Genomic DNA, 12,978 nt, shown 5'->3' with positions numbered 1-12,978 from the left:
CCTTTGTGTAATAAATTATAATTCTTATTTCAGAAATAAGAATATCTCGCAAATTGACTTTCGAGTCTAAATTAAGCTTTTTTCTTAACGTAATATTAAAACATCGGCACTTTGTGCTCTTATTCTTATGATGTTTAAGAAATAACCATTTTATTCGTTAAGGTTTTTTTATATTACCTAAACTTTAATTTTTCAAAAAAAATAAAGTTAATTTTAGAAATATAGTGTAAGTGATACACTATAAACAACGACAAATAAATTTATTCCCAAATAAAACAACAGCATATGTCTAAAACATATTATGATCCGGCGGATCTTAGAAAGTTTGGTAAAATCACAGAATGGAGCGAAGAATTAGGCACTAAATTTTTCGATTACTACGGAAAAGTATTTGAAGAAGGTGCTTTGAGCGCCAGGGAAAAATCTTTGATTGCCCTTGCCGTATCTCATGTGGTAAAATGCCCATATTGTATAGATGCATACACCAAAGATGGATTACAAAGAGGAATTACAAAAGAAGAGATGATGGAGGCAGTGCACGCAGGAGCAGCAATCGAAAGTGGTGCTACTCTGGTACATGGTGTACAAATGATGAATAAGTACGAGAAACTCTCTATGTAGTTTCTGATCGTAAAAATATTAAAGGAAAAATGTCTGAAACAAAGAAAAAACAGTCGCTACATAAAAGAAATGACCAGTTAGCCAATACTCAAAGACAGCTGGAAATTTTAAACAATGGTATTTTTGCCAATGGCGAATTACCCAAGTTTGCCGACAAAATAGCTGAAATTAATCAGTTCCCTTTACGTCCTCGTAAGCTTGAAATACTGCAAATCAATGTCGGATACATGTGTAATCAGGTTTGTGAACATTGTCATGTTGATGCCGGACCGGACCGGAAAGAGATCATGACCAAAGAAACGATGATGCAATGTTTGGAGGTGATCAGAAATACAGGAGCGCATACGCTGGATTTAACCGGAGGTGCTCCCGAGATGAATCCTAATTTCAGATGGTTTGTTGAAGAGGCTAGCAAAGCTGGAATCAAAGATTTTATTGTAAGAAGTAACCTTACCATCATAAGAGCTAATAAGAAATATTACGATCTTCCGGACTTTTTCAAAAAGCACAATGTGCATGTGGTTTCTTCAATGCCGCACTGGACTCGTGGTAAAACCGACAAACAAAGAGGAGATGGTGTTTTTGACAAATCGATCAAGGCACTTCAGGAACTCAATGAACGTGGGTATGGGATGCCGGATAGCGATTTGCGGTTGGATTTGGTCTACAATCCTTCGGGTGCGTTTTTACCTGGGGATCAAGCTTCTATGGAAAAAGATTTCAAAAAGGCATTACTTGAAGATTTCGGAATTCAATTCCATAATCTGTTTGCGATCACCAATCTACCTATTAGTAGGTTTTTGGATTATTTAATTGCTTCAGAAAACTATGAAGACTATATGTATGCCCTGGTAGATGCCTACAATCCTTCAGCCGTTGCCAATGTAATGTGTACCAATACCATTTCTGTAAGCTGGGACGGTTGGTTGTACGATTGTGATTTCAATCAAATGCTTGATCTTAAGGTAGCTAGCAAAGTAAAACATATTAGTGAATACAACGAAGATTTGCTAAATAATAGAAATATCGTAATTTCACAACACTGCTATGGTTGCACTGCAGGTGCAGGTAGTAGTTGTCAGGGAACAGTAGCGTAATAGTATAATATGCATTCAAAAACAGCCATATTAGTTTTTGCTAATTCTGCCAAAGAAGAATTATTGCATAAGCCTATGAGAGGTGGTGAGCAACTATTTGCTCAACTTAATGAATCCACCATTGCTGTTGTAAAAAGCACTCATATTCCTTACTATGTAATCACCGAAGAACAACAATACGGAGTTGACTTTGGAGAACGTTTTGTAAATGCTGTTCAAAGTATCTTTAAGAAAGGATACGAAAAAGTAATTACTATTGGTAACGATACTCCTCTACTCAATAAAACACATTTGCTGCAAGCTGCCCAATTGCTAGAGGAAGATAAATTTGTAATTGGCCCTTCTGTTGATGGAGGATTTTATTTGATGGGATTATGTAATACCCATTTTGTTCCTTCTTTGTTTTTAAATTTACCCTGGCAATCAAGAACACTTACTGTAAATCTCATTGCCACTCTTGGAGCTTGTGAGGTAGCTATCTCAAAGCTTCAGGTACTATATGACATCGATAGTGTTTCTGATTTAAAAATTATTCAAAAATTTAGCAGGAGATTATCACTTGGGGTTCTAAAAGCCTTGGAACTCATTCTTTCTCATTCTAAAAGTATTCAAAATGTAGTTTCTCTAGAAAACACTACCATATATCATACGATTGCTTATAACAAAGGATCGCCTACTCCGTAACATTCCTTAATGGTCTTTTTTCGTGATTCAAAAGAAGTCTTGATTTGCGAATCAGTTATAACTTATAAAGACCCAGATATTCTCAGAATACCATTGAGAATAGTCATCAAAAACACCATAATGAATATTCAATAGCAAAATATTGCGCTAACTATATGCTTGTAAAAAAAGGTATCATTCTACTTTGTTTCTTATTCCCTTGGATTCATTCAGGTCAGGGTTCTATTGAAGAATTATTGACGATGTATAATACCGAGAGCATCCCATATGTAACCATCGAAGACATCAAGGATGAAATCGACAACATTGTGGTTCTTGATTCTAGAGAAATAGGCGAATACAAGGTTAGCCATTTAAAAAATGCTATTTATGTAGGATACGATCAATTTGATATCACTAAAGTTTCTGAAATCCCGGAAATCGATAAAGACACCAAAATTGTAGTGTATTGTAGCCTTGGGATTCGATCAGAAGTGACTTCAGAAAAATTAAAACTAGCAGGATATCACAATGTATATAATTTATACGGCGGAATTTTTGAATGGATCAATCATGGCTATCCTGTTTTCAATAGTAAAGAACAACGAACAGACCAAGTGCATCCCTTTTCTGAAGAATGGGAAAAATGGTTAGAAAAAGGCACTAAAAGATATCAGGAATGAATACAAAAAACTTGTTATTAATATTTACCCGTAACCCAGAACTGGGCAAGTGCAAAACACGACTAGCAGCCACTATTGGAGATCAGGCAGCTTTAGATGTGTACAAAATGCTTTTGCAACATACCGTTTCTATTACAGAAGGGTTAACATGCGTAAAAGAGGTACACTACTCGGTATCTATAAACCCAAATGATATTTGGGATCCAACCATATACCAAAAGAAAGAACAATTTGGAGAAGATCTGGGTGCCCGAATGAAATACGCATTTGTCAACGGATTTAAGCAAGGTTTTGAAAAGATTATCATTATAGGTAGTGATATGTATGACCTTGATCAAAGAGATCTAGAATTTGCTTTTGAGCAGCTAGAACATCACGATTATGTAGTCGGGCCAGCCCAAGATGGAGGATATTACTTGTTGGGAATGAAATCACTAAACAATGCTGTTTTTGAAAACAAAGCTTGGGGTACCGACACTGTTTTTAGAGATACATTACATGACATAGAACAACATAACCATAAATTATTAGACATACGAAATGATGTGGATTATTATGAGGATATCAAAGATATTCCTGCATTTCAAAAATTTTTAAAACAAACAGATGATCAAATACATTGAAGAAACTACGGATTATTTAAAAGATAAAGGGTTTGAAGCCCCTGAAATCGGAATTATCTTAGGAACCGGATTAGGTCAGTTATTGAATAATATCGAGGTGATCAAGGAAGTCAGTTACAATCACATTCCTAATTTCCCAACAGCCACAGTAGAATTTCATAAAGGAAAATTAATTTATGGAAAGCTCGAAGGAAAAAAGGTGGTTGTTATGCAAGGGAGGTTTCATCTGTATGAAGGGTATTCTCTTCAGGATGTGACATTCCCGGTGCGTATTATGCATCAGCTTGGGATCAAAAAATTATTGGTTTCTAATGCTGCAGGTGCGATCAACTTGGATTTCAAAAAAGGAGAACTAATGCTAATTGACGATCATATCAATCTTCAGGGAGGATCCCCTCTGGCTTTTAAAGGAGTGGAACAACTTGGAAGTCGCTTTACCGATATGAGTGCTCCTTACCATCCAGAAATCAATTCAAAATTAGAGGCTATTGCAGCCAATCACAATATAACACTACACAAAGGTGTGTATGCCTCTGTTGTAGGGCCACAACTTGAAACCAGAGCAGAATATCGCTACTTGAAAATTATAGGTGCCGATGCTGTTGGTATGAGTACAGTGCCAGAAATCATTGTAGCCAATCATCTGGATCTTCCCGTTGCAGCGGTATCCGTTTTAACCGACGAGTGTGATCCAGACAACCTGAAACCTGTTAATATCGAAGAAATTATCCAAATGGCTGGAAAAGCAGAACCTAATCTGATTCTCCTTTTCAAAGAGCTAATAAAATCTATGTAAACAAAAAAAGAAAGAACTATGAGTTATTTAGATACAACACATGATGTATATAAAGAAGCAGCCATAACCCCAGATGTTGGGTTATGCTGTACCACAAATCCTATCTGGGAATTACCAGGCCTTAAAATTCCTAAAATCATGCAGGAAATGAATTACGGCTGCGGTAGTACGGTAAACGCAAGAGATTTGACTAATAACCCCAAAATCCTTTATGTTGGTGTAGGTGGTGGAATGGAATTATTACAGTTCTCGTATTTCTCTCGTCAAAAGCACGGTGTAATTGGTGTTGATGTGGTTCAGGAAATGTTGGATGCTTCCAAAAAGAACTTTAAAGAAGCTGAAGCACAAAATGACTGGTTCAAAAGTGAATTTGTAGATCTTAGATATGGAGATGCACTTAATCTTCCTCTCGAAGATAACAGTGTGGATGTAGCAGCTCAAAATTGTCTTTTTAATATCTTCAAAGAAGAAGATTTAAAGAAAGCTATCGAAGAAATGTACCGTGTTTTGAAGCCACATGGTAGGTTAGTAATGAGTGATCCTACTTGTGAGCAGCCTATGAATGACAACCTTCGTAACGACGAACGGTTACGAGCACTTTGTCTAAGTGGAAGCTTACCGATTGCTGATTACGTAAAAGCACTAACAGATGTAGGGTTTGGTACCATCGAAATTAGAGCACGTAAACCGTATCGTATTTTGGATCCAAAAAATTATGATACCGACGAATTGATCTATATCGAGTCTATAGAAGTTGCTGCCATCAAAGATCCAATGCCAGAGGATGGGCCTTGTGTATTTACAGGTAAAGCTGCTATCTATTATGGAGATCAAGATTATTTTGATGATAAAAAAGGACATGTTTTATTAAAAAACCAGCCTATCGCTGTATGCGATAAAACTGCCGGTGCACTAGCAGACCTTGGCAGAGATGATATTTTTATTAGCGAATCCACCTATCATTACGATGGAGGAGGATGCTGCTAAAATTCAAGGCTAATTAACTATAATCATGAAGCCGGGAGCAATTGTATTTGCTTTCGGCTTCTCTGTTATGCAAATTTCTTGGCCATCGCTTTTCTGAACTCGTAAATAATTAAAAACATCGAACACCAGAGTGGGCTCATATTACGTTTCAATCCCTTCCCCTTAGAAAATCGTATCAATTGCCTGGCATAAAACCCACCTTCTGCAGCATCTTCAAATTGTTTCATTCCGGTTCTTAATACCAAATTTTCAAGTACTTTAACCTCTCCTTTCAAAAATCCAGGAATATCGTCGTTGTTCGTAATAAACGGACGCCCCATACCAATGAGATCTACTTCGCCATTTTGCAAGACTTCATTACAAAAATCATACGATCTGAAACCACCTGTGATCATCAAAGGTAGTGTTGTAATTGCCCTAACTTTTTTTGCGAAATCAATAAAATAAGCCTCTCTTCTTTTGGTGCTCTCTTTTACCTCTTTCCCTTCCTCATTTAAGATAAAAAAAGCGAGTTTCTCATACGTCCCTCCAGAAATCTCTAACAAATCAATCTTTTCATTGTCCAACACTTTTACCACTTCAAGAGACTCTTCCTCTGTAAATCCTCCTTTTTGGAAATCTGCAGAATTCAATTTTACGGCTATCGGAAAATCTGGCCCTACCTCTTTACGAATTTCTTTCACAATAGTGATTAGCAATCTACTTCGATTCTCAATACTACCTCCCCATTGATCTTTACGAACATTGGTTCGTGGCGACAAAAACTGACTTAACAAATACCCATGTGCCGCGTGCACCTGAATTCCGGTAAAGCCAGCTTTTTTCGCAATTCTTGCTGCTCTCACAAAACCAAGAATCACCTCTTGGATATCGGCTTCCGTCATTGCTTTGGGTTTTCCGAAGAGCCCCATTTTTTTAAGTTGTACCTCTGAAGGGGCTAACGGTCTTCCTGTACTAAATTTGTTAGTTTGTCTACCAGAATGTGAAATCTGTACCCACACTTGATTGTGATTTGCTTTTGCCGCACCTGCCCAAGCACTTATTTTGGGTAACATGTCTTCGGTATCAAAGCATACATTACCTGCAGATTCCAAATGTTTACGATCAATCACTACGTTTCCTGTAATCAATAAACCTGCGCCTGTATCAGCCCACATTTTATAGAGTCTGTTATGACCTTTAGTGGGTTCAAATTTTTTATCACTAATCCGCTCTGTCATTGCAGATTTAACTAGCCTGTTTTTGATAGTTGCCCCACAAGGAAGTTTCAATTCTGTACTAATCATATAAAAATAGTTCGATTACAATAATACATAATCCTGTAGGATATTACAATCCCTATTTGTCAACAATTGTTAAAATTTTAACAATTAAAACAAGTTTTTACTTACAAATCATACGTTTAACCCGTAAAGTTTGCGTTTTATCGATAAATTTCGTTATTTTATGGATGTAAAAAATATAAACCAATTCATTTTTAGTTAATTGAACAAATCTTAAACCTAACAAAGATGAAAAGATATAGAATACTCGCAATACTTGTTTTGTTGTTAACCACTGCTCAGACTTTCTCTCAAAAAAGGCCTGATCATACGGTATGGGATCAAATACTTATCCTCAATGTGACCGAACAGGGTAAAGTAAATTACGAAGGTATTATGAAAATCAGTCCTTTGTTCTATAAATACTTTAGGTCTTTATCAGAAAATCCCCCTACAGACGAGTGGTCCAAAGACGAAAAACTTGCCTACTGGATTAACGCTTACAACTCTATTGCTGTAAAAATGATTATCGATAATTATCCGGTAAAAGATATCAATGAGTTACATGATCCTTGGAATCAAAAGTTTTTCAGAATAAAAGATAAACGATACAGTCTTGATGACATAGAACACACTATACTTAGAAAATTTAATGAACCTAGAATTCATTTTCTAATCAATTGTGCATCATTTTCTTCTCCTAAACTAATGAACAGAGCCTACACTGCCGAAAATATAAACATGGCATTAGAAAAGTGTACCAAGGAGTTTATTAACGACCCTACAAGAAATATTATTACCCCTAGCAAAGTGCAAATTTCTCAGATTTTTGAGTGGTATAAAGATGATTTTAACCGAGGAGATGTGGTAAGCTTTATCAACAAATACTCTGATGTAAAAATTTCGGAAATACCTAAAGATGGTTACATCACTTATAATTGGGATTTAAATAATTAAATTCCTGAAAGGTTACCTAATCGAATTCGACCAAAAGAACTTCGCACGGGAACCGGAAAAATTGCACGTAGGAAACCACCAACGTTTGCCCCAAAATACTTGGACTTACCAAGTGTGGCCTGAATTTTGGTCTTAACTTCCTGCAAAATAGATTGATTTATAGTATTACATCTATGCATAAGACATATGTATGGAAACACATACAATATTCGTCGAAATGTAGCCCAAAACCAGGTTTAACCCAATAAATAAACGAACTATGAACAGAGTACTTTTTATGCTATTGGTAGGGATGTCTTTTTCTTGTACTACAAGTAAAGCCGCAATCCAGACCACTCAAGAAACGCCTATTGCCGAAAACATAACTGCTGAAAAGGATACTGATTCTCCTGACATAGTTGTTATAGAAGAGAAAGCTGCGGATACCATCATTCCCGAAGAAATAAAAGAAGAAAAATCCGAGGATGTTATTCCTATAACTGACTCTATTCCCAAAACAACAAAAGAAAAACAAGAACCTATAAAGGCAGTAACAGAAAACACCTCTTTTGACCATAAACCATGGAACATATTATTGGGTAAGTATATTTCGAAAGATGGAATGGTAAACTATAAAGGGTTCAAACAAAATGGAAAAGCCTTTAGAGCTTATTTGACTTCTTTAAGCAATAATCCTCCAAAACAATCCTGGAGTAAAAATGAAAAACTAGCCTATTGGCTAAATGTGTATAATGCATTTACGGTAAAACTTATCATAGATAATTATCCATTGGCTAGTATAAAAGATATCAAAGACCCATGGGATCTTCGTTTCTTTAGGATCGGTAAAAAATGGTATACGCTTAATGATGTAGAGCATCGAATGCTGAGAAAAATGGGAGATCCAAGAATTCATTTTGGGATTAATTGTGCCTCATATTCTTGCCCAGCATTATCCAATAAAGCCTTTACCGCTCAAAATGTAAATCAAGAGTTAGAAAGGTTAACCATTGCCTTTATTAATGATACGAGTCGAAATCAAATATCCAAAGACAAGATTGAGATATCCAAAATTTTCTCCTGGTTTGCGAAGGATTTTAAAAAGGAAGGTACTATTATCGATTTTTTAAATAAATACTCTAAGGTTACCATTAGTAACACCGCCAAAAAGAGTTTCCTAAAGTATGATTGGGCATTAAATGAATAATAATTCATAGCTTTTTCTTATGCCTTATAACTCGTTACAACCTTTTTAATACCTTTAAAATCAAAAAGTTAATTTTTTTATAAATCTTTAATGAGTAAAATTTGCCTGGTTTGATCTTAGCTAAAAATGGCTGAAAACACAAACTACTGTTTTTCAGTTATTTATGTTTTTTTATTTCGAGATTACTTGCATAAAACTCTCTGTTTCTTTATTTATCAAATTCCTACAACAAACAATAAAAACCTGCACTTTGTGTAAGGTTAATTCTTAATTCCCTACTAAATTCCCACATTAACTGATCAGGTTACGACAATAAAAAAACAATTAAGTATTAACCATTCAATTTAAAAACACAAAGAGATGAAAGCTCCAAAAAATATATTCGTTCTAATAGCAGTTTTATTTTTTACTCAAATCAACGCACAAGATAAATTTGACCATAGTGTTTGGGATCAAGCACTTTTACTAAACGTTTCTGAAGACGGAAAAGTAGATTATGACGGTTTTATGAGAGATAGTTCTCAATTATATAGATATTTCCAACAACTTTCTGAAAATCCGCCACAGGAAGACTGGTCTAGAGAAGAAAAACTAGCGTACTGGATCAATGCATATAATGCGTACACTATAAAATTAGTAATCGACAGTTATCCAGTAAAAAGTATTAAAGATATTGATAACCCATGGGGGAAGAAATTTTTCAAGATTGATGGTGTATGGCACAGTCTAGGAGAATTAGAGCATAAAATTCTAAGAAAGTATGGAGATCCAAGAATCCACTTTGCTATCAACTGTGCTTCTATTTCTTGTCCAGTAGTGTGGAATAGAGCATACACAGCAGAGAATTTGCATACGGCTCTGGATCAGCAAACTGAAAAATTTATCAATGACCCAACACGCAATGTGATTACGGAAAAGGAGGTGAAAGTTTCTAAAATTTTCAGTTGGTATAAAAAGGATTTCAAAGTAAATGGTGGAGATGTAAAAGACTTTATCAACAGATATTCTGCAGTAAAAATCACGAATCAGCCAAACAAAGGATACAAAGATTACGATTGGGGATTAAATAAAGGAGCACAAGTAACACCAGCTTTTGTTGTTGACTAAAAATAGTACCTCAACAGATAAATTTGGGACTTAAATATGTAAATTTATAACCTAATTCTAAGACTCCAAAATTGAAAATATCGATTGTTATTCCTATACTTAACGAAGCAGCTACCATTGGTAAGCTGCTTTCTTACTTAATTCAAAATAGATCCAATAATAATCATGTACAAGAAATTCTTGTCGTAGATGGAGGAAGTATCGACGGATCTCAGGACGTCGTCAATCAATACGCCATCAAGAGTGAAGTACCTGTTCGATTGATCTCTTCAAAAAAAGGAAGAGCAGTACAACTAAATACCGGAGCGCAAAATGCTATGGGTGACATCTTGTATTTTCTTCATGCAGATTCTTATCCTCCAAAACATTTTGACCATGATATTGTGACCGAAGTTGCTAATAGCAATCCTGCTGGGTGTTTTAGAATGAAATTTGATTCTCATCATCCTTGGTTATTATTTCTGGGTTGGCTCACACAATTCGAAAGTAAAAAATGTAGAGGCGGAGATCAAAGTCAATTTATTACCAAAGAATTATTCGACGAAATTGGTGGATATGATGAAGCTTATATCGTTTATGAAGACAATGATCTTGTAGATCGGCTTTTTGAAATCAATAAGTTTGTCATTATCCCTAAAAACGTAATTACTTCAGCGAGAAGGTATCGAGAAATTGGGGTATGGAGATTACAGTATCATTTTTTGAACATCCATATGCGAAGATGGCTAGGTGCTTCTTCAGAGGATCTCTATCGATACTATAAAGAAAAGGTGGTCAATTAAAAGTCTTCCGAAATGCTAAAGGTGATTGGTTGGTTTTATTTTTGAATAATTTGGTAAACGAAGCAGGTCGCTCAAAACCCAGATTATAAGCAATTTCACTCACAGAGAGTTGGGTAACCGAAAGCTGTTCTTTTGCTCTTTCAATGATCGTATTTTGAATATGTTGTCGTGTGCTCATTCCGGTTAAAGATTTCAACATACTGCTCAAATAGTTGGGAGAAAGCGTTAATCTGTTAGCAACATATTCTACGCTCGGTAGTCCTAGTTCTACTAGATTATCTTGATCAAAATACTCAGATAGTACAATTTCTAATTGCTCCAAAACATGGTGATTCGATTTGTTTCGGGTGATAAATTGTCGCTCATAAAAACGTTCTGCATAATTAAGCAATAACTCCAACTGAGAAATAATGATTTTCTGACTGAATTTATCAATGTTTGCCTGGTATTCTAATTCAATATTCTTTAAAATACGAATCATCATTTGCTCTTCTTTTTCTGACAAAAACAAAGCTTCATGAACAGAATATCCAAAAAATCCGTAGGATTTAATCCTTTTAGCCAGGGATGTATTCCAAATAAAATCAGGATGGATAAAGAGTAACCATCCTGATGGTTTTTTGGATCCTATATTTGGATTTTTATCCATACTCATCACTTGATTTGGCGAAATAAACGTCATCAACCCTTCGTCAAAATCATACTTCTGCTGACCGTAGAAAAACTTATAAGGTACATTGCGTTTCAAACCGATAGAATAATACTCTTGTACTAGTTTTATCCCCTTAACATCTTTCGGATATTGCACCCGACTATACTCCACCAAACTAATCAGTGGATGTTCTGGTGCGGGAAGATTTGCAAAATTATGATAGTCGCTTATGGTCGAAAGTCGATGTATTGCTGCCATTATAGTAAAGGTAAGAATTCACAGTTAATTTTACACTAGACAAGCATCCCTCCAGAAACTTCAAGTCGCTGTGCATTTACCCAACTTGCTTTGTCCGAACATAAAAAGGCCACTACACCTCCAATATCTTCAGGTTCGCCGACTTTGCCCAAGGCAGTTATCTGTGAAATAATCGCTCTCTTTTCTTCATTATCGCGATTCACTCCTCCTCCAAAATCTGTAGCAATAGCGCCCGGTGCTACTACATTTGCAGTGATTTTTCGATCTCCCAATTCTTTTGCCAGATACCTTGTAAATACTTCAATTCCACCTTTCATCATGGCATAGACAGAAGCCCCTGGGAAACTAAATCTGGCTAAGCCACTAGAGATATTGATAATACGACCTCCTTCATTCATAAAGGGTAGAGCTACTTGGGTCAAGAAAAATATACTCTTCAAGTGTATATTCATCATTTCATCAAACTGAGTTTCTGTAGTATCTTTTATCAAGCTATGCAAGCCTGTACCTGCATTGTTAATTAAGAAATCGAAATTCGTATTCCCTTGTGTGTCCTGAAGGTAAGCACTTACCTCATCCATAAACTCTTTTCCTGATAATGGTTTTGTTGCATCATATTGAAAAGCGGTGGCCTTTGTACCCAATGTTTCAATTTCAGAAATAACCTCGTTGGCTTTGGTAACATTTTGATGATACGAAAAGATAATATGCACTCCGTCTTTGGCTAAATTTAATGCCATGTCTCTTCCTAATCCACGGCTACCTCCTGTGATAATTGCTATTTTTTGACTCATCTTTATTGTTTTTAAAAATTACAATACAAAGTTGAGCTAATTCTAGCATCGTTTTTTATCCAAATCTTCGTTTGTATTGCCTATATCTACAATTTTGTTTGGCAAGTACACAATCGAAACGTATTGGTAGTTGAAGTTAACTTGTCGCCAACTTTGGACAAGGTATGGGTTTGATATCCATCAAAATACTTGATTACGATCTTATCATCGATGATTTCGTAGGTTCCTGCAACGTTGAGCTTATCACCCAAGTTAGGAGATCGTTCTACCCACTCTTGTTTGACCAAATCCAAAAATAACTTGCCTCCTTTTTTGAATTTCAAAACTGATCCAAATGTTCCATCGGGCATTTCACAGGTATATTCGCCAGTAATATCATTACTACTGCAAGCAGGTACTAATGCAAGGATTAAAATTGCCATTAAAAACTTTCTCATCTATACGTATAATTTGAAATTAACAATTGATTATACTTAAATGTAATCATTTTTAATTGCATCACTAATCACA

The 12,978-nt window shown here is 35.6% G+C and carries 16 protein-coding genes; 11 read left to right on the top strand and 5 right to left on the bottom strand.

Annotated features, from left to right (window positions below):
- Nucleotides 1-285 precede the first annotated feature (285 nt).
- The 7 genes from BUE24_RS21880 (at nucleotide 286) to arsM (ending at nucleotide 5,470) form a co-directional block, all read left to right on the top strand.
- Entirely contained in the window at nucleotides 286-621 is a 336-nt protein-coding gene (locus tag BUE24_RS21880) for an arsenosugar biosynthesis-associated peroxidase-like protein (protein WP_025742421.1), read from the top strand.
- A 29-nt stretch (nucleotides 622-650) separates the two neighbouring features.
- Nucleotides 651-1,718 (top strand): arsenosugar biosynthesis radical SAM (seleno)protein ArsS, encoded by a 1,068-nt coding sequence (gene arsS, locus BUE24_RS21875; RefSeq protein ID WP_073321317.1) that lies wholly within the window; start codon nucleotides 651-653, stop codon nucleotides 1,716-1,718.
- Nucleotides 1,719-1,727: 9 nt separating this feature from the next.
- The gene (locus tag BUE24_RS21870) at nucleotides 1,728-2,402 is read left to right on the top strand and encodes a TIGR04282 family arsenosugar biosynthesis glycosyltransferase (RefSeq protein ID WP_073321314.1); all 675 of its coding nucleotides are present in this window, start codon (nucleotides 1,728-1,730) and stop codon (nucleotides 2,400-2,402) included.
- A gap of 155 nt (nucleotides 2,403-2,557) precedes the next feature.
- On the top strand, nucleotides 2,558-3,064 hold the full coding sequence (locus BUE24_RS21865) for a rhodanese-like domain-containing protein (protein WP_073321312.1): 507 nt from the start codon (nucleotides 2,558-2,560) through the stop codon (nucleotides 3,062-3,064).
- Nucleotides 3,061-3,687 carry a TIGR04282 family arsenosugar biosynthesis glycosyltransferase gene (locus BUE24_RS21860; RefSeq protein WP_073321309.1) on the top strand — a complete coding sequence of 209 codons (627 nt, stop codon included), beginning with the start codon at nucleotides 3,061-3,063 and terminating at the stop codon, nucleotides 3,685-3,687. Before BUE24_RS21865 ends, BUE24_RS21860 begins: the two co-directional genes overlap by 4 nt.
- Nucleotides 3,671-4,483 carry a purine-nucleoside phosphorylase gene (locus BUE24_RS21855; protein WP_073321306.1) on the top strand — a complete coding sequence of 271 codons (813 nt, stop codon included), beginning with the start codon at nucleotides 3,671-3,673 and terminating at the stop codon, nucleotides 4,481-4,483. Before BUE24_RS21860 ends, BUE24_RS21855 begins: the two co-directional genes overlap by 17 nt.
- Before the next feature lie 18 nt (nucleotides 4,484-4,501).
- Nucleotides 4,502-5,470 carry an arsenosugar biosynthesis arsenite methyltransferase ArsM gene (gene arsM, locus BUE24_RS21850; protein WP_073321303.1) on the top strand — a complete coding sequence of 323 codons (969 nt, stop codon included), beginning with the start codon at nucleotides 4,502-4,504 and terminating at the stop codon, nucleotides 5,468-5,470.
- Between the two features lie 65 nt (nucleotides 5,471-5,535).
- On the opposite strand, the gene BUE24_RS21845 is transcribed toward arsM, so the two are convergent.
- The gene (locus tag BUE24_RS21845; protein ID WP_073321300.1) at nucleotides 5,536-6,756 is read right to left on the bottom strand and encodes an NADH:flavin oxidoreductase/NADH oxidase family protein; all 1,221 of its coding nucleotides are present in this window, start codon (nucleotides 6,754-6,756) and stop codon (nucleotides 5,536-5,538) included.
- A 225-nt stretch (nucleotides 6,757-6,981) separates the two neighbouring features.
- Here BUE24_RS21845 and BUE24_RS21840 point away from each other — a divergent pair, with 225 nt between their 5' ends.
- Nucleotides 6,982-7,689 carry a DUF547 domain-containing protein gene (locus BUE24_RS21840; RefSeq protein WP_073321297.1) on the top strand — a complete coding sequence of 236 codons (708 nt, stop codon included), beginning with the start codon at nucleotides 6,982-6,984 and terminating at the stop codon, nucleotides 7,687-7,689.
- Here BUE24_RS21840 and BUE24_RS21835 read toward each other — a convergent pair.
- The gene (locus BUE24_RS21835; RefSeq protein WP_211483332.1) at nucleotides 7,686-7,835 is read right to left on the bottom strand and encodes a hypothetical protein; all 150 of its coding nucleotides are present in this window, start codon (nucleotides 7,833-7,835) and stop codon (nucleotides 7,686-7,688) included. The two genes, BUE24_RS21840 and BUE24_RS21835, sit on opposite strands and share 4 nt — an antisense overlap.
- A gap of 113 nt (nucleotides 7,836-7,948) precedes the next feature.
- On the opposite strand from BUE24_RS21835, the gene BUE24_RS24300 reads away from it, so the two are divergent.
- From BUE24_RS24300 to BUE24_RS21820, 3 genes are all read left to right on the top strand, one after another.
- The gene (locus BUE24_RS24300; protein WP_073321292.1) at nucleotides 7,949-8,875 is read left to right on the top strand and encodes a DUF547 domain-containing protein; all 927 of its coding nucleotides are present in this window, start codon (nucleotides 7,949-7,951) and stop codon (nucleotides 8,873-8,875) included.
- 360 nt (nucleotides 8,876-9,235) lie between these two features.
- Entirely contained in the window at nucleotides 9,236-9,982 is a 747-nt protein-coding gene (locus BUE24_RS21825; protein WP_084549653.1) for a DUF547 domain-containing protein, read from the top strand.
- Nucleotides 9,983-10,053: 71 nt separating this feature from the next.
- Entirely contained in the window at nucleotides 10,054-10,764 is a 711-nt protein-coding gene (locus tag BUE24_RS21820) for a TIGR04283 family arsenosugar biosynthesis glycosyltransferase (RefSeq protein WP_073321289.1), read from the top strand.
- Here the strand turns inward: BUE24_RS21820 and BUE24_RS21815 are convergent.
- From BUE24_RS21815 to BUE24_RS21805, 3 genes are all read right to left on the bottom strand, one after another.
- Nucleotides 10,757-11,674: a helix-turn-helix domain-containing protein gene (locus tag BUE24_RS21815; RefSeq protein WP_073321286.1), complete on the bottom strand. Its 918-nt coding sequence runs from the start codon at nucleotides 11,672-11,674 to the stop codon at nucleotides 10,757-10,759. The genes BUE24_RS21820 and BUE24_RS21815 overlap by 8 nt on opposite strands.
- 35 nt (nucleotides 11,675-11,709) lie before the next feature.
- Nucleotides 11,710-12,468 (bottom strand): SDR family NAD(P)-dependent oxidoreductase, encoded by a 759-nt coding sequence (locus tag BUE24_RS21810; protein WP_073321283.1) that lies wholly within the window; start codon nucleotides 12,466-12,468, stop codon nucleotides 11,710-11,712.
- Nucleotides 12,469-12,554: 86 nt separating this feature from the next.
- Nucleotides 12,555-12,905, bottom strand: coding sequence for a hypothetical protein (locus BUE24_RS21805; protein ID WP_073321280.1), 351 nt, complete (start codon nucleotides 12,903-12,905; stop codon nucleotides 12,555-12,557).
- Nucleotides 12,906-12,978 lie beyond the last annotated feature (73 nt).

This window comes from Aquimarina spongiae, assembly GCF_900141785.1.
Classification (GTDB): domain Bacteria; phylum Bacteroidota; class Bacteroidia; order Flavobacteriales; family Flavobacteriaceae; genus Aquimarina; species Aquimarina spongiae.
The sequence above is the reverse complement of the archived record's forward strand: the minus strand, read 5'-3'. Positions and strand labels throughout refer to the sequence as shown.